At 45.0% G+C, this 16,789-nt stretch carries 18 protein-coding genes; 15 read left to right on the top strand and 3 right to left on the bottom strand.

Features of this window, described 5'->3' with window-relative positions:
- The 15 genes from V7Z60_RS03260 to greA all read left to right on the top strand — a co-directional run.
- Positions 1-261 (top strand): helix-turn-helix domain-containing protein (locus tag V7Z60_RS03260; RefSeq protein ID WP_334116275.1); only part of this gene is annotated, 261 nt, incomplete at its 5' end.
- On the top strand, positions 245-1,690 hold the full coding sequence (locus V7Z60_RS03255; protein ID WP_334116273.1) for a RecQ family ATP-dependent DNA helicase: 1,446 nt from the start codon (positions 245-247) through the stop codon (positions 1,688-1,690). The genes V7Z60_RS03260 and V7Z60_RS03255, both read left to right, overlap by 17 nt.
- An 84-nt stretch (positions 1,691-1,774) precedes the next feature.
- The gene (locus tag V7Z60_RS03250) at positions 1,775-2,374 is read left to right on the top strand and encodes an SAG1386/EF1546 family surface-associated protein (RefSeq protein ID WP_334116272.1); all 600 of its coding nucleotides are present in this window, start codon (positions 1,775-1,777) and stop codon (positions 2,372-2,374) included.
- A gap of 21 nt (positions 2,375-2,395) precedes the next feature.
- Positions 2,396-3,064 carry a (d)CMP kinase gene (cmk, locus tag V7Z60_RS03245; protein WP_442918891.1) on the top strand — a complete coding sequence of 223 codons (669 nt, stop codon included), beginning with the start codon at positions 2,396-2,398 and terminating at the stop codon, positions 3,062-3,064.
- A 76-nt stretch (positions 3,065-3,140) separates the two neighbouring features.
- A complete protein-coding gene (gene rpsA / locus V7Z60_RS03240) occupies positions 3,141-4,328 on the top strand; it encodes a 30S ribosomal protein S1 (RefSeq protein WP_334116270.1) in 1,188 nt (395 codons plus the stop codon).
- A gap of 114 nt (positions 4,329-4,442) precedes the next feature.
- Positions 4,443-5,753: a ribosome biogenesis GTPase Der gene (gene der / locus V7Z60_RS03235; RefSeq protein ID WP_334116268.1), complete on the top strand. Its 1,311-nt coding sequence runs from the start codon at positions 4,443-4,445 to the stop codon at positions 5,751-5,753.
- Positions 5,754-5,923: 170 nt separating this feature from the next.
- Positions 5,924-6,199, top strand: coding sequence for an HU family DNA-binding protein (locus tag V7Z60_RS03230; protein WP_003694175.1), 276 nt, complete (start codon positions 5,924-5,926; stop codon positions 6,197-6,199).
- Positions 6,200-6,342: 143 nt separating this feature from the next.
- Positions 6,343-6,786, top strand: a complete 444-nt coding sequence (locus tag V7Z60_RS03225) for a hypothetical protein (RefSeq protein WP_334116265.1) — start codon at positions 6,343-6,345, stop codon at positions 6,784-6,786.
- A gap of 115 nt (positions 6,787-6,901) precedes the next feature.
- Positions 6,902-7,417: an HD domain-containing protein gene (locus V7Z60_RS03220; RefSeq protein ID WP_334116263.1), complete on the top strand. Its 516-nt coding sequence runs from the start codon at positions 6,902-6,904 to the stop codon at positions 7,415-7,417.
- A gap of 68 nt (positions 7,418-7,485) precedes the next feature.
- On the top strand, positions 7,486-7,833 hold the full coding sequence (locus V7Z60_RS03215; protein WP_334116261.1) for a winged helix-turn-helix transcriptional regulator: 348 nt from the start codon (positions 7,486-7,488) through the stop codon (positions 7,831-7,833).
- Positions 7,834-8,136: 303 nt separating this feature from the next.
- The gene (pheS, locus tag V7Z60_RS03210) at positions 8,137-9,183 is read left to right on the top strand and encodes a phenylalanine--tRNA ligase subunit alpha (protein WP_334116259.1); all 1,047 of its coding nucleotides are present in this window, start codon (positions 8,137-8,139) and stop codon (positions 9,181-9,183) included.
- A 6-nt stretch (positions 9,184-9,189) separates the two neighbouring features.
- Positions 9,190-11,604, top strand: coding sequence for a phenylalanine--tRNA ligase subunit beta (gene pheT / locus V7Z60_RS03205; protein ID WP_334116258.1), 2,415 nt, complete (start codon positions 9,190-9,192; stop codon positions 11,602-11,604).
- Between the two features lie 144 nt (positions 11,605-11,748).
- The gene (gene mltG, locus V7Z60_RS03200; RefSeq protein ID WP_334116256.1) at positions 11,749-13,041 is read left to right on the top strand and encodes an endolytic transglycosylase MltG; all 1,293 of its coding nucleotides are present in this window, start codon (positions 11,749-11,751) and stop codon (positions 13,039-13,041) included.
- Between the two features lie 18 nt (positions 13,042-13,059).
- Positions 13,060-13,713, top strand: coding sequence for a uridine kinase (gene udk, locus V7Z60_RS03195; RefSeq protein ID WP_334116254.1), 654 nt, complete (start codon positions 13,060-13,062; stop codon positions 13,711-13,713).
- Between the two features lie 86 nt (positions 13,714-13,799).
- Entirely contained in the window at positions 13,800-14,276 is a 477-nt protein-coding gene (gene greA / locus V7Z60_RS03190; RefSeq protein WP_334116252.1) for a transcription elongation factor GreA, read from the top strand.
- 25 nt (positions 14,277-14,301) lie between these two features.
- On the opposite strand, the gene V7Z60_RS03185 is transcribed toward greA, so the two are convergent.
- From V7Z60_RS03185 to V7Z60_RS03175, 3 genes are read right to left on the bottom strand one after another with little or no spacing between them, the layout of a single operon-like run.
- Positions 14,302-15,060, bottom strand: coding sequence for an ion channel (locus tag V7Z60_RS03185; RefSeq protein WP_334116251.1), 759 nt, complete (start codon positions 15,058-15,060; stop codon positions 14,302-14,304).
- Between the two features lie 10 nt (positions 15,061-15,070).
- On the bottom strand, positions 15,071-15,421 hold the full coding sequence (locus V7Z60_RS03180; RefSeq protein ID WP_334116250.1) for a hypothetical protein: 351 nt from the start codon (positions 15,419-15,421) through the stop codon (positions 15,071-15,073).
- 18 nt (positions 15,422-15,439) lie between these two features.
- Positions 15,440-16,399, bottom strand: a complete 960-nt coding sequence (locus V7Z60_RS03175; protein ID WP_334116247.1) for a nucleoside hydrolase — start codon at positions 16,397-16,399, stop codon at positions 15,440-15,442.
- Between the last annotated feature and the right edge of the window lie 390 nt (positions 16,400-16,789).

The following is a 16,789-nucleotide window of genomic DNA, read 5'->3' as shown; positions in this document are numbered from 1 at the left end:
AGCACTGAGGAAGTTGCAAAATTCAGGAAATTGAAGAATTCGACCGTAATCGAGCACTTGCTGGACTGTGCAATCGTTCTTGACGAATTCCCGTTTGAAAGATTTGTTTCATTGGCAAGAAAATCACGAATTGAAGAGGTTTATGCAGGTCAAAGAACTGTTTATTGGGATTTTCGCAAGCTTGCGGGAACGGGAATTTCTTTTTATGAATATCGTTTGGTTCAGATAGAAAGGATAAAGGAAAATGGATCTTCATATTAAACTGCTTGAAGAATTGAATGAGCATTTTGGATATGATTCTTTCAAGCAGGGACAAGAGGAGATTGTCACGAGTCTGATCAACGGCAGAAGCGTTCTTGGAATTCTGCCGACCGGCGTGGGGAAATCGCTTTGCTACCAATTATATGGATATGCAACGGAGAGTCGCGTTTTAATCGTTTCCCCGCTGATATCCCTGATGCAGGATCAGGTTGCGAATTTGCGCTTCCTAGGCGAAAAAGGGGCGGTTGCCATTAATTCCGAATTGAATCTGACTGATAGAAACAGCGTTCTGGCAATGCTTGATGAGTACCGGTTCGTATTCGTATCGCCAGAGATGCTGAATTCGAAAACCGTTTTGCAAGGGCTTAATCGGTTTCGGCCTTCTCTTTTGGTCGTTGATGAGGCACACTGCATTTCGACGTGGGGACCGGATTTCAGGCCTGATTACCTGTTCTTGGGAACGGTGGTTAGAAAGCTCGGGATACCGCTTGTTTTGGCACTGACTGCAACTGCAACCAAGGAAGTCGAATCGGATATTTGCCGGATTTTGTTTTCTGATCGAAAAATCGACAGGGTCAGATGTTCGGTCGACCGCCCCAATATCTTCCTTGACGTCGAGAAAGTCGAAAATGATTATCAAAAGGACGAGCGCTTGATTGAGCTTGTTGAAAATCTGAAAGGACCGGGGTTGATCTATTTTTCGAGCAAGAAGAAAGCTGATGAAACAAGCCGCACGCTTGGGAGAAAGACCGGTTTGCGAGTTGCCGCCTACCATGCCGGGATGCTTTCTGACGAACGATACAGCGTTTTGCAGCAGTTCCTGCACGGAGACCTGGATGTTGTTTGTGCTACGAGTGCTTTTGGCATGGGCATCAACAAACCGGACATTCGTTACGTAATCCATTATCATCTTCCGCTTGATTTGGAGAATTACGTTCAGGAATTCGGACGATGCAGCCGTGATGGCGAACAGGGGACTGCAATTTTGCTTTACCAAAGAAAAGATCTCAAGCTTCAGGAGTATTTGATTGAAAATTCGCTCCCGACTGCACGCGAGATTGATTCGTATTTCAAATGCAATGCCAGGAACAAGGCTATTTTGAGACAAGAAGAGCGTTATTTGCTGATTGAAAAGTATCTTAGAAATGGTCTGAGCCGGGACGAGATGAAGAGTTTTGCGGCCAATCGTCTGGTTGAAAGGGAAAAAGCTCTGTCTAAAATGCGAAGCTATGCCGAGACAAAGGGGTGCCTGCGCGAATTTATCGGTGAATATTTCGGAGATGAAGTCTTGCCGAAGAAGGGTTTTTGCTGCAGTCATTGCAATGAAGAGGTCAGTTTCGAAAAGATGGGATTGCTTTTTGAAAAAAAGGTGTCAAACCATTCAAAAGCACCCGGATATGAGGAGATTTTAAGAAAATTATTTGCATAAAAATATGCAAAGCGCATAAATTCTACTATTCAGACGGTAATTATGTTATCATGAGAAATGATACTGGTCGAGGGGGCATTATTTATGAGCAATAGAAATGATAATCACGATGACAAGCCCTGGGAAAAAAAGTTCGAAGACGGCAAGGATGAGAACGGGCTTTACTCACGTCGTGCAAGCAAGCGAAAAGATAAGTTGAATTCGCGGTTGCCTGCGTTATTGCTTTTGGGTTTTTGCTTCGTGATTGCAGCAACGATCGCGCTGTATTTCATATCATTGAAAACTGCAGCACAACCCACAAATGACGACGGCGGAAACATTGAAGTCGTGACTTCAAGTTCTTCTAAGAAGACTTCCGGGAAATCTTCAGCAAGGAAAGACAAGAAGTCAAGTTCAGTCAAAAAAGAAGCGGAGTCTTCGAATTCGCAGGCTGAAAATTCTTCACAGTCGGAATCTTCAAGTGAAGCAGAATCTTCGAGTGCGGAGGAATCTTCATCTTCCGCAGAAGAGGCAAGTTCTTCCAGTCAAAGCGAAGGGGCACAATACGTAACGGTTGCTGCCGGTCAGGGGCTTTACCGCATTGCGGTCAATAATGGCCTGACGGTTGATCAGCTTGTTCAGCTTAATCCTGGTTTGACGCCAAGTTCAACGGTGACGCCGGGACAACAGCTGCGCGTAAAATAATTTTTAGGAGTTTTCATTCAAATGAAATTGCAAATTGCCATTGACGGTCCGGCATCAGCCGGCAAGAGTACCGTCGCTAAGCTTGTAGCCAAGAAGCTCGGCTACGTTTACTGCGATACGGGAGCAATGTATCGCGCTACCACATATGCTGCCAGGAAAAATCACGTTGCATATGATGATGATCAGGCTTTGAAGGAAATGCTTGAAAAAACGGAAATCAGATTCGTTCCGGCTGAACCCGAGCAAAAAGTTTTTGTAAACGAGACCGAGGTTACGAAAACAATTCGTCTTCCGGAAATCGCAAACAATGTTTCAACTGTTTCTGCACAAAAAAGCGTTCGTGCGGATTTGACGGAACGTCAGCGCGTGATTGCCGAACAGGGTGGAATCGTAATGGACGGCCGTGACATCGGGACAACGGTGCTGCCGAACGCCGAAGTTAAAATTTTCCTGGTTGCAAGCGTTCATGAACGTGCCGTGCGGCGTTTCAAGGAAAACGTTGAAAAGGGCATCGATACGCCATTGGATGTCCTGGAAAAAGAGATTGAGGAACGGGATTACAAGGATTCTCATCGTAAAATTTCACCGTTAACGCAGGCAAAAGATGCAGTTTTGGTTGACACGACGTCACTTTCGATTGATGAAGTCGTTGCCAAAATCATGGAAATAATTGAAAAAGTGCAGAAATAGTTTGTTAATACTGGAAATTTTTTCATCAATCAGTTAAAATGGTAAATAGAGTTAGTCGTTAAGGAGGACATGGTCCATGAGTGAATCAGAAAACAAGGATTTATTGGAAGCTTTGAACAGCGTTAAGACCGTTGAAGTCGGTGACGTTGTCAAAGGCGAGATTTTAGCATTCGATGATCAAAAACAAGTCATCGTGGGTATTGAAGGTACAGGTGTTGAAGGCGTTGTACCTGCTCGTGAATTGACATCTGGTGTCGATGAAGGAGCATATAAGGTAGGAGACGAACTTGATCTTGTCGTTATTTCAAAGATCGGTTCCGATAAGGAAGGCGGCAGCTTCTTGTTGTCACAACGTCGTTTGGCAGCCCGCAAGGTTTGGGACGACATCGAAAAGAAATTTGAAGCAGGCGAAACAATCAAGGCCCCTGTTACACAGGTTGTCAAGGGCGGTTTAGTTGTTGATGCCGGCGTTCGCGGATTCATTCCTGCATCCATGGTCTCCGATCATTTTGTTGAAGATCTCAGCCAATACAAGGGTCAAGAACTTGAACTCAAGATTGTTGAACTTGAACCAAGCGAAAACCGTTTGATTCTTTCACACAAGGAAATCGTTCAACAGGAACGCGAAGCAAACAAGAAGGCTGTTTTGGACAAACTTGTCGTTGGCGACGTCGTTGAAGGCAAAGTTGCTCGCTTGACAAACTTTGGTGCATTCATCGATCTTGGTGGCGTTGACGGCTTGGTTCACGTTTCAGAAATCTCATTCGAACGCGTTGGCAAGCCTTCTGACGTATTGAAAGTTGGTCAGGACGTCAAGGTTAAGGTTCTTGCCGTAGACCCTGAAAAAGATCGTATTTCGCTTTCAATCAAGCAAACATTGCCTCAACCTTGGGACAACATTACTGAAAAGGTTGCTGAAGGCGATGTTTTGGAAGGCACCGTTAAGCGTTTGACAAGTTTCGGTGCATTCGTTGAAGTGTTCCCAGGCGTTGAAGGCTTGGTTCACATTTCACAAATTTCACATAAGCATATTGCTACGCCTAATGAAGTTTTGACTTCAGGCGAAAAGGTTAAGGTCAAAGTTTTGAACGTTAATGCCGATGAACATCGTTTGGCTCTTTCAATCAAAGCTTTGCAAGAAAAGCCTGCTGCTGAAAAGAGGCAGGATGCTCCTGTTGAAGAGGAAAAAGTAGAAATTCCTGAAGAAGATACGGGCTTTACAATGGCCGATCTTGTCGGGGATGAATTGAAAGATCAAGACTAAGATTGATCGCTGAATGTTTCAGCATGGCTGGCCCGTTGATTTCTTCGGGCCAGTTTTTTTCTGAAAACAAGCGATCGTTTTAGATGAACAACTATCAGAAAGCGAGGCGTTATTATGGCAAACCCAGTGGTTGCAATTGTCGGTCGTCCGAACGTCGGCAAATCGACCGTTTTCAATCGAATTGCAGGCGAAAGAATTTCAATCGTTGAAGATACTCCGGGTGTTACGAGAGATCGAATTTATGCCCGGAGCGAATGGATGGGGCAGGCATTCAACTTGATCGATACTGGCGGAATCGATATCGGTGATGAACCTTTTGTCACCCAAATTACGGAACAAGCAGAAATTGCGATTGATGAAGCTGACGTAATCGTTTTTGTCACAAGTGTCAAAGAGGGCGTGACGGATGCTGACGAAAAAGTAGCTCGTATTTTATACAAGACGGACAAGCCGGTTATTCTGGCCGTAAACAAAGTTGATAATCCCGAAGCAAGAAGTGAGATCTATGATTTCTACTCGCTTGGATTCGGTGATCCGGTTCCGATTTCAGGGACGCATGGCATTGGAACGGGTGATTTGCTGGATTTGATTGTTAAGAACTTTCCTGAAGATGCGACCGAAGAGATTGATGATTCCATCAAATTCAGTTTCATCGGACGTCCGAATGTCGGCAAATCGTCGCTTGTCAATGCTATTCTGGGCGAAAACCGCGTAATCGTTTCGAATATTGAGGGAACGACTCGTGATGCCATCGATACGAAATTTACGACTGAGGACGGATCAGTTTACACGATGATTGATACGGCCGGAATTCGCAAGAAAGGCAAGGTTTATGAAAATACGGAAAAATATTCCGTTCTGCGTGCAATGCAGGCAATTGATCGTTCCGATGTCGTTTGTGTTGTGCTGAATGCCGAAGAAGGAATTCGTGAACAAGACAAGCACGTCGCAGGCTATGCTCACGATGCCGGGCGTGGAATCGTGATTGTCGTCAATAAATGGGATACGCTTAAAAAGGACAGCTACACGATGAAGGAATTCGAAAGTCATATCAGAAACGAATTTCAGTATCTCAGCTATGCGCCGATTGTCTTCGTTTCAGCCAAAACACATCAGAGGTTGAGCGAATTGCCGAAGTTAATCAAACGCGTTGATGAAAATCACTCCAAACGTGTTTCTTCAGCAGTCTTGAATGACGTCATCATGGATGCGATTGCGCATAACCCGACGCCGACCGATAACGGCAAAAGACTGCGTATTTACTATGCAACGCAGGTTGCAGTCAAGCCGCCGACATTTGTCATTTTCGTCAATGATCCTGAATTGATGCATTTTTCATATGAAAGATTCCTGGAAAATCAGTTGCGGGCGGCATTTGATTTCGAAGGGACCCCGTTGCACTTGATTGAAAGACGAAGAAAATAAGTGAAAGCAATGTAAATGAATGAAAAGTAAAAAAAGTCTGAAATATGCTGAAAAACGTTGCTATATGGGGCTTTCTATGCTAAATTAATAACTGAGCAATGATTTGTTAGACGTTGTTGCTTCAAGTGATATTTCATATATCATAACTTCATTATGGAGGTGAAGTATTTATGGCAAACAAAGCACAATTGATCGAAACTGTTGCAGAAAAGACAGGTTTGACAAAAAAGGATGCTACTGTTGCAGTTGACGCCGTCTTTGGTTCAATTCAAGATTTTCTTGAAAAGGGCGATAAGGTTCAATTGATCGGTTTTGGCAACTTTGAAGTACGCGAACGTGCAGCACGCAAGGGTCGCAATCCGCAAACAGGTGCAGAAATCGAAATTCCTGCAAGCAAGGTACCGGCATTTAAGCCTGGTAAAGCTCTTAAGGATGCAGTTAAATAATTAACTGGAGATTCTGCGTAAGGGGAGATGGAGTTACCATCTCTCTTTTTTTATACAAATTCTTATTATTTTGATTTGATTTGCATAATGATGTCTCTTGGGATTATCATAGGCTCTGTACATGATATTTGGAGAGATATGTGATGGAATTATATGAAGCAATTATAAACGACGTGCTTTGCTTTAATCTAGAGCAGCATGTTGCATTTGTCGTCAGAATAAAGGCGCCGGCCTACCAGATGTTTAATGAAGATACTGATGCCGAATTCAGAAAAATGGATCTTACGGGAGTAAAGCTTGATGTTCGCTATAACGAAGGCAAGTTCACTCGTTTTAATTTGGTATGCGAAACCAAGGGTTCAAAGAGTCCTTATATCGTCAATTTATTGGTGCATTATGATCTGATCGAGATTTTGGAGCTGAATCTGATCATGGCAGAGATCAAGAAGAACCTCAGCGAGTCGACCGAAGACAAAGCACCTTACCGAGTCGTCACGCTTGACGAACTAGAAGAAAATTTCGCCGGATGCAAGCTTGTCAATCGTCGCGTCGGCATCGGATACGAGCTTGTTGCGGCAAGAATCTGAAAGCATTTCCTATTTTTAAATTTTTCTTCGTCATTAATTCAATAAAATACAGTATGATATAGCTGTAGAGCTGATTGGTCGCATGGTACAACGATAAAAGAGGTAACAGAACTGAATGAACAAAAATAAATGGTGCAATGATCGTGAGTATATGAGTTATGTGGGCGAACTTTTGGAACGACCGGAAGTTCTGGCATTGGACAACTTTACCCAGCATCATTTTTCAACGAGACTGGAACATTCGATTGCTGTTTCGTATGAAAGCTATAAGATTGCCAAAAAGCTGCACTTGAATGCCAAAGCGACGGCTCGTGCCGGTTTGCTGCACGATCTCTTTTACTATGACTGGCGCGTTACGAAGTTTGACCGCGGAACACATGCGTGGGTTCATCCTCGGATTGCGGTGAGAAATGCAGAGAAACTGACACCTCTTTCTCCGCTCGAAAGGGACATCATCATGAAGCACATGTGGGGTGCGACTGCATGTCCTCCGAAGTATCCGGAAGGTTATATCGTAACGTTGGTCGATAAGTATTCTGCAACTGAAGAATATGGCAAACATTTGTGTCTGAAGCTTTTTGGCAAAGCCAGGCAGCGCTTGGAACGCAGGAAGGCAGATGACATTCGCTGATTTGTTGTTGAGATTAAGGGGCATGCAGTTTGTAGGCCCTTATTATTTTGTTAAGGTGGTTAATTTTTATGGCAGTCGAATCAAAAAAAGCAGATGATTTTTGTTTGTGTCCAAAGTTTGAAAAGACATTTGGAATTTTAGGCAAGAAGTGGAATGGTTTGATTTTGGAAGTTTTACTTGCTGAAGGTGACCAACGTTTTACCGATTTGGCTCAGAAAATTCCGCAATGCAGCGACCGCGTCCTGGTTGAACGACTGAAGGAACTCGAAAGGGCAGGACTGGTTGAAAAAGTCTATATGCGAGATTGTACCAGAGGATTTTATCGTTTGACTCGTTGCGGTGAGGACTTAAAAAAGATCATGAAGGAGATACACTCATGGTCCGAAAAGTGGATTTTGGAAACGGACAAGAATTAAAGCCTTGACTGAATTGAAAAACAAGATTAAACTTGAAGGTATGAAGAATGAAAGACGTTGACGGAAACTAGTAGGTCAAAATTCGAAGAAGAGAAGGGCTCGCAGCTGAGAAGGCCCGTTTGAACGATGACTGAATTTCACTTCCCGAGTTGGCATTGAGAGATGCACCGTTTCATGGACGTTATCCCATGAAAAGCGTCATGTGCCTGCACATGAAACAAGGGTGGTACCGCGAAGCCTCGTCCCTTTTGGGGGACGAGGCTTTTTCAATGTTTTGAAAAAGCTTTTGAAAGGAATGGAATAATGAATCTGAAAGATAAACTGGAAGAGCTCAAGGAAAAGGGCTTGGAAGAAATCAAAAATGCAGATGATTCCAAAAGGATCAACGAAATTCGCGTCAATCTTTTAGGCAAAAAAGGACCTATTACGGAAGTTCTCCGCGGGATGCGCGACTTGTCTGCAGAAGAACGCCCAAAGGTCGGAAGTTTTGCCAATGCGATTAAAGAAGAACTTGCAACGGCAATTTCGGAAAAGTGCGAAGAAATTGAAGTTGAGCGTATGGCAAAACAGCTCGAAAAAGAAAAAATCGACGTTACGATGCCTGGTTTTCCTGTAGAAGAGGGTCAGCCGCACGTCTTGATGCAAGTCATCGATGAAATTGAAAAGCTGTTCATCGGAATGGGCTTTCAAATTGTTGACGGGCCTGAAGTCGAAGAAGATCACTATAATTTTGAGATGTTGAATCTTCCGCCGGATCACCCGGCCCGTGACATGCAGGACACGTTCTATATCAACGATCGTTTGCTCATGAGAACGCAGACGTCTCCTGTTCAGGCACGGACGATGGAAGTTCATGATTTTTCAAGGGGCCCGCTTAAGATGATTTCTCCGGGCAAGGTTTACCGACGTGATACTGACGATGCTACTCATTCTCATCAGTTCCACCAGGTTGAAGGACTTGTGATCGACAAGAACATCACGATGGGCGATTTGAAGGGAACTTTGGAACTTGTAGCCAAGACGGTTTTTGGCGAGAATCGCGAAATCAGACTTCGCCCGAGCTACTTCCCGTTCACAGAGCCTTCCGTTGAAGTCGACGTATCATGTTTCAAGTGTGGCGGAAAGGGCTGCTCAGTTTGCAAGCAGTCCGGCTGGATTGAAGTCCTTGGTGCCGGCATGGTTCATCCTAACGTTTTGAAAATGGCCGGAGTGGATCCGGAAGTTTATGGCGGATTTGCGTTCGGTCTTGGACCGGATCGGTTCGCAATGCTTAAGTACGGCGTTGACGATATTCGCGAATTTTACCTTAACGATGTCCGCTTCTTAAGTCAATTTTCACAGAAAGGGTAGTCACAAATGAAAGTTTCAACAAAATGGTTAAATGATTATGTCAAGGTTGACGATCTTGATCCGTTGGCTTTGTCAGAAAAAATCGAACGGACGGCAGTCGAGGTCGATGACACATACAAAATGCAGGACGGATTGAAGAAAATCGTCGTCGGTCACGTGCTTGAAACAAAGGATCACCCGGATTCTGATCACTTGCATATCTGCAAAGTGGATATTGGCGAAGAAGAACCTTCACAAATCGTCTGTGGTGCTCCAAACGTTGCTGCCGGTCAAAAAGTTATTGTTGCTTTGCCGAATTCACGGATAGCAGACAACGTAAAGATTAAAAGGTCAAAGATGCGCGGCGTCGTTTCCGAAGGCATGATTTGTGCCCTTCAGGAAATCGGTTTTTCAGAAAGCATTGCTCCAAAAGCATATGCTGATGGAATTTACGTTTTGCCGGAAGATGCCAGGCCGGGAGATCCGGTTTATCCGTATCTTGGCATGGATGAAGACGTTATTGACGTTGACATTACTCCTAATCGCGGCGACATGCTCAGTATGCGCGGCGTTGCTTACGAAGTCGGTGCAATTTACGACAGGGAAGTAACGTTGAGTCATCCTGAAGTCAAGGAAGCATCGGAAGAAAAAATAGAAGACTATGTTTCAATCGAAGCTCCGGAAGATTTAGCTGCTCCGTATTTGATGAGAATCATCAAGGACGTCGAAGTCAAGGACAGTCCGCTCTGGCTTCAAAAACGCTTATGGAACGCAGGCATTAGACCGATCAACAACGTTGTCGACGTGACGAACTATATTCTGCTCGACTATGGACAGCCCCTTCACTCATTTGATTACGATAAGTTGGGTTCGAAGAAGATTGTCGTTCGTTTAGCCGAAGAAGGCGAGAAGATGACGACCCTTGACGGTGAAGAACGTGAATTAAAGGCAAACGACATCGTCGTAACGAATGGCAAAGTTCCGGTTGCTCTTGCCGGAACGATGGGCGGTCTTGATTCGGAAGTCGTTCCTGAAACGACGACGATTGCGCTTGAATCGGCCGTCTTTAACGGACACAACATTCGCAAGACTTCACGGCGCGAAAACCTGCATTCGGAAGCATCAATGCGCTTTGAACGTGGCATCAACAAGGCAACGGCTGCTGAAGCGCTCGATGCTGCAGCACAAATGATTGCAGAACTCGGCAACGGACGGGTTGTTTCGGGTGTTGCCAAGGCCAATGACAAAAAGGCAGAAGCAAAAGAAGTCAAAGTCACGTTGAATAAGATCAACAAAGTGCTTGGAACGTCTTTGACGGAACAAGAAGTCGAAGATATTTTCCGTCGACTTGGTTTCAGCACTGCATTTTCCGAAGATACGTTCACGGTTTCCGTTCCGCCGCGTCGCTGGGATATCGAAATTGATGCCGATCTTCTCGAAGAAGTTGCCCGAATCTATGGCTACGACAACCTGCCGACGACGCTTCCGCAGGGACCGACGACACCGGGACATTACACCTACAAGCAAAAGATCATCCGTCAAACGCGACGTCTGCTTGAAGGTGCCGGGTTGACGCAGGCTATTTCCTACGGCTTGACGACAGCTGAAAAGGCTCGCCGTTTTGCAATGGAACCGGCTGAAACGACTGAACTTGCCTTTCCGATGACGAGCGATCGCACGACTGCCCGCATGAATCTTGTTTCAGGCTTGCTTGATGATGTAGCCTATAATGCTGCCCGTAAGGTGGAAAATGTTTCCTTATATGAACAGGGTCGTGTCTTTTTGCGCGACAAGGACAATGACCGTCCTCGTGAAGTTGAACACGTTGCCGGCGCAATGACCGGTTTGTTCAGAAAGTCCACATGGCATGATGACAAACTTGCGACAGGTTTTTATCTGGCAAAGGGAATCGTCGACTTCTTACTCAATTCACTGGCTGTTTCAGGTCGAATCGAATATCGTGCAACGTCTGCCCATGAGGCAATGCATCCGGGTCGTACAGCCGATGTTTATCTTGATGATGATTTTATCGGATATGTCGGCGAAGTTCATCCAAGCGTTGCCAGGGAATATCGCTTGAAGCGCGTTTACGTGTTCGAGCTTAATCTGCAAAAGATCATTGATGCTCCGAAGAAAGAATCAATTTACGAACCCGTTTCCAAGTACCCGACCGTCAGTCGCGATATCGCTTTGGTCGTTCCGGTTGAGGTTACGAATCAGCAGATTGTCGATTGCATCAGGAAAAACGGTGGGGCTTATCTTAAGGACATTCGCCTGTTTGACGTTTACAAAGGCGAAAATATCGGCAAAGGCTTCAGATCTTTAGCTTACACGCTTCAATTCAGCAATCCGAAGCAAACGCTGCAGGATGAAGAAGTTTCCCGCCCGTTCGATAAGATTACGAATAAGCTGAAGGAAGAATTCAACGCGGTAATTCGCTGAAAATAAGAATGATTCATCAAAAACAGGGCTGTCGTCCAAATCTGGACGACGGCTTTTTGTTTGTCACTGCATGCCTTGTCTTGCACTTCACTGTCCTTATTTGGTATAATTGGAAAGATAGAGTTTTGGTAGGAGGAAACACTCTTGGACAAGAAAGATACTGAAAACGAAAATAAAATTGATGAAACGTTCGAAACATCAGAGACAGAAAATGAAAAACAAGAAACCTTAAATGAGGATGAAAAACAACGGGAAACGGAATCCGTAACTGAAAAGGCAGAAGAAAAGCAGGCAGATGATTGCAAAAATGATGAAAACGGGCAGGAAAACCCTGAAAAGCCTGTGCAGGATTCGTCCAAGAATTCAATGGGCAGGAAGATTATGATCGGCGTAATCTTGCTGATTGTGATTTTGATTGCCGTCGTCGGTTCAGTCGGATATCGTTATTTTGAATCTGCCAAAAAGCCGCTTGATCCAAAATCAACGAAAGTAATCGAAGTCAAAATTCCGATTGGGAGCACGAACAAGCAGATCGGTTCGATTTTGGAGGACAAGAAAGTCATCAAGAGCGGATTTGTCTTTGATTATTATGCCAAAACATCGAAAAGAAGCGGATTTAAAGCCGGCTACTATCAGCTGAAACCGTCAATGAGCCTTGGAAGGATTGCAGACGAGCTTGAAAAGGGTGGGTCAAGTCATCCGTTTGGATCAGGCAAAGTCCTTGTCAGAGAAGGCATTACGATTGACCAAATCGGCGACGTGATTCAAAAGAACACGCGTTTCAAAAAGAAGGAATTTTTGAAATTGGTAAACAACCAGGCGTTTTTGAATGATCTGAAGGACAAGTATCCGGCGCTTTTGACGTCTGCCGTCGATGCCAGGGGAGTTCGCTACAAGCTTGAAGGCTATCTTTATCCTGCAACCTACTTCGTTCAAAAAAATGAAACCTTAAAACAGTTGGTTGAACAAATGGTTTCCAAGACGAATGAGGTTCTGGCTCCTTATTACAGTCAGATTTCCCAGAAGAAGATGAACGTGCAGCAGGTTCTGACACTGGCATCCCTGGTTGAAAGAGAAGGAGTTACGCCCGAAGACCGTTATAAGATTGCAGGTGTTTTTGAAAACCGCCTGGAAAAGGACATGATGATTCAATCGGACATCTCGGTTCTCTATGCGCTCGGAAAACACAAGGCGCACGTAACTTTCAAGGATCTGAAGGTCGATTCTCCTTACAATCTTTACAGAAACAAGGGAATGGGGCCCGGGCCCTTCAATAATCCGAGCGTCGATTCTGTCAAGGCCGTGCTTAATCCGGTCGATAAAGACAAGGAGTACCTGTATTTTATCGCCAACATGAAGACCGGCAAGGTATATTTCAGCAAGACTTATGCTGAACACCTGGCACTTACAAAAAAATTGGAAAAAGACAACAACTAGTTTAAGGAGAGACAAGCAATGTCAGTATTATCAACACACAAACGTCCCGTAATCATCGGTGTGACCGGGGGATCCGGCAGCGGAAAAACCTCCGTTTCGCGTGCGATTTTCGATTCTTTGAACGGTCATTCACTTTTGATGATTCAAGAAGATTCATACTATAAGAATCAAGATGATATTTCCTTTGAAGAAAGGGTCAAAGTCAACTATGATCATCCGAATGCGTTTGACACGGATCTTTTGATCGAACAATTGGAAGATCTGCTCGAATGGAAGTCAATCGATATTCCTGTCTATGATTACGTTCAGCACACCAGAAGCAAGCAGATCGTTCACGTTGAACCAAAGGAAGTGATCATCGTTGAAGGAATCCTGGTTTTGAATGATCCTCGTTTGCGTGATCTGATGGATATCAAGATCTTTGTCGACACTGATGATGATATCAGAATCATTCGCCGCATTCAGCGCGACCTTGAAGAACGGGGCCGTTCGCTTCAGTCGGTCATTGATCAGTATTTGTCAACGGTCAAGCCGATGTATCACCAGTTTATCGAACCGACAAAGCGCTATGCCGACATCATTGTGCCGGAAGGCGGCGAAAATCAGGTCGCAATTGATATTTTGGTGACGAAGGTTCGGGACATCATCAACAGGACGAACGTTAATGATTAATTCTGACAATTTTAAATGATTGTGATATAATTGTCATTGCTTACGGGCTTTTGAAGAGTCTAATTTAATAGTTTTAGAGGTGTGCCATGGCTGAAGAAAAAACATTTCCAATGACGTTGGAAGGAAAAGAAAAGCTTGAAAAAGAACTTGAAGAATTAAAGACGACGAAACGTGCGGAGATTATTGAACGCATCAAAATCGCGCGTTCCTTCGGAGATCTTTCTGAAAATTCAGAGTATGAGGCTGCAAAGAACGAACAATCCATTCTTGAAGGTCGCATCAAAGAAGTTACGAACATGCTCAACCATGCCGAGATTATCGACAATGGTGCCATTGCAGAAGATGAAGTTGCAATCGGCAAGACCGTAACTTTCCAGGAAGAAGACGATGAACCGGAAACCTACCAGATTGTCGGTGCTGCAGAATCAGATCCGTTCAACGGCAAGATTTCAAACGAATCACCGATTGCCAAGGGGTTGGTCGGACATAAGGTCGGTGAGACCGTGACTGTCGAAACGCCTGGTGGAGATATGCAGGTCAAGATCATTTCAGTCGAACAATAAGCAAAACAAGGATTGAGGCTTTGCCTCAATCCTTGTTTTTTTCGCTTTCATTTCTATGTAGCTGCCGCTCAAGCGTCGTGACTTTGTTTGAAAGTTCCTCATTTTGTCGCTCAAGCTTGTGAAGCTCATGCATAATCTGGACAAATTCGCTCTTTTTATGCTCTTCGGTAAAGAATTTGGTCAAAGTGCTTGTCAGCATCCCGATAAAGCCTACGCCCAAAAGCATCAGCAGTGCAGCGGCAAAGCGACCCATGAAGGTATGCGGCGAAATGTCACCATAGCCGACGGTCGAGACAGTTGCAAGTGCCCACCAGAACGCATTTCCCAGCGAAACATGCTCTGAAAGCGAGTAGATGAATGATGACACCAGCAACATGAGACCGCAGACGTAGAAGAGATAGATAATGTTGTTTGTTTTCAAAAACGTTTTTAGTTTAAGCTGAAGCTTGCCGATGATGCCGGCCAGACGCGCGAATCGAAAAACAAGCAGGATGCGCTGCAGCGAAACGAGCTTGAAAATCCGGTTGAAACGGAAAAATGAGAAAAGCGCGTTCAGCGGGATGATTGCCAGCAGATCCCAGATATGGGTTCTGAAATAGAAACGTTTGTCTTTTGCGGCCATCAGTCCATAGAAGTAGTCGAAGACGAAAATCATCCAGATTGAAGCGTCGACGTAGACGTATGGTGACTGAACGATGCTGATGACTCCGCTGATGTCAAGCATGCTGAAGATAATTGAAATTACGGCAAGGATGATGATCAAGGCATTATAGCTTCTGCGCATAAAATCCCCCCTACAATTTCAGCGTCAGCGTGGAAAGAACAATCAGCAGGACCGAACTCGACAAGACAATCAGCAAATCAACGTACGGATTGGCAATTCGCGAAAGAAAATTTCTGAGCGAAAGCAGAAGAAGAATTGCCAAACTGAGCAGCAACAGCAGAAAGACTGTTTTTAAAGGCGCAAAAACAAAAATCAAGTACAGGGATGCCAAAAGCATCAAGTTTCTGACGTTGGTGAACCATAGCTTTGATCCGAAAAAGGCCTTTTTGTATGAGAATTTCCGGTTCTGGGGCTGGCTGCTGATTTTAAGAATCGCCAACAGGAACCATGCGACGTAAAGGGCAATTCCTGCAATGTACAAATTGATGCCCCCTTTCTGTCAGTTTTTGGAGAACAATTCGGTCAGATACTTCATGAATGTTCTGACGAAACGCTCCTTGTCAACGTTTACGGCAGCCTGCGTCTGTCTTGCATCATCGTTGATTCTTGTCTCGTCGCCGATCGTGCGGCCCGCATAAGCGCCCTGCGTATCGACCTTCATGTTCAGGTAGATTGTGTCAACAAGGCTCGGATCAACGGCTGCGGCTGCTGCCAGAGGATCATGCAGGGCGCACCCTCCAAGATGAGGACTCGTGACCTTGTAGGCATCGATATAGTAATCGGTGATGTCAGCGTACTTTTCCCCGGCAACAGTGCCAAGTTCGCGCCACTTCTTCGTATCTTCCTTCGTCAGCAGGGTCCTCGTCGTCACGTCAAGACCGATCATCGTCAAAGGAAGATTGCTTCTGAAGACTTCATCGGCAGCTTCCGGATCCTGATTGATGTTTGCTTCCGTTACGGGCGTAACGTTGCCTGGAACCGTCAGAGCACCGCCCATCAAAGTAACGTGGCCGATCAGATCGACGATCGACGGATCTTTTTTAATGGCAGCGGCAAGATTGGTCAAAGGGCCGGTCGGAACGATCAAAAGACGTCCCTGATATTTGTGAGCCGCTTCGATGAAGAAGTCGACGCCTGACATTTTTTCGACCTGGCGCTTGGCCTTTTTCAATTCGACCTCGCCAACGCCGTTTTTGCCGTGAATCTGCGCGCTGATCGGCATGACGGAAAAGCTCTTCGTCGTTGAAGAGTGCGAAAGACCACAAAAGACCGGTACTTCGGGATGTCCGAGCATTTCAAGCAGGTTCAGGCTGTTTTGGGCGCCGTTTTCGACCAGAACGTTGCCGTACGAGCCGACGATTCCGATCAGATCGCATTCGGGTGCGGCCAACGCATATGCGATGGCAAGCGCGTCATCGATCCCGGTATCGAGATCGAGAATCATTTTATATTTTGCCAAAGGAAATCACTCCCATAAATTTGTTTATCACTTTTAGTTTATCAGAAAACAGGGAAGAAAACAGTTGTTTTTTTGAGAAATGCAGGGCGTTGGGACAGAATGATGATCGAATCGGCGCCATGAACATTCAGTTTCTGGGCACTCAGTATATCAGCGGTAATGAACGCCCGTCCTTCAGTAAATTAACAACTGATGAGTAAATCTCGTTTATTAGACGGGTGTCATCAACCACACGATGATGCAGCTGCACTGTGAAGAAGCATATTAGTGCGTTACTACTTCCAAGCTGTCATGCCTGTGAGCTGCAAGGAGGCTGGGAAAAAACTATGTCTCTGACAAAAGTTCCGGATGATTTGCAGTTAATTGCAAATTTCATCCGGGACTTTGTTT

It is taken from the genome of Ligilactobacillus sp. (assembly GCF_036846325.1).
Taxonomy (GTDB): Bacteria; Bacillota; Bacilli; order Lactobacillales; family Lactobacillaceae; genus Ligilactobacillus.
Note: the sequence above shows the minus strand (reverse complement) of the source record. Positions and strands in the feature narration are given on the sequence as shown.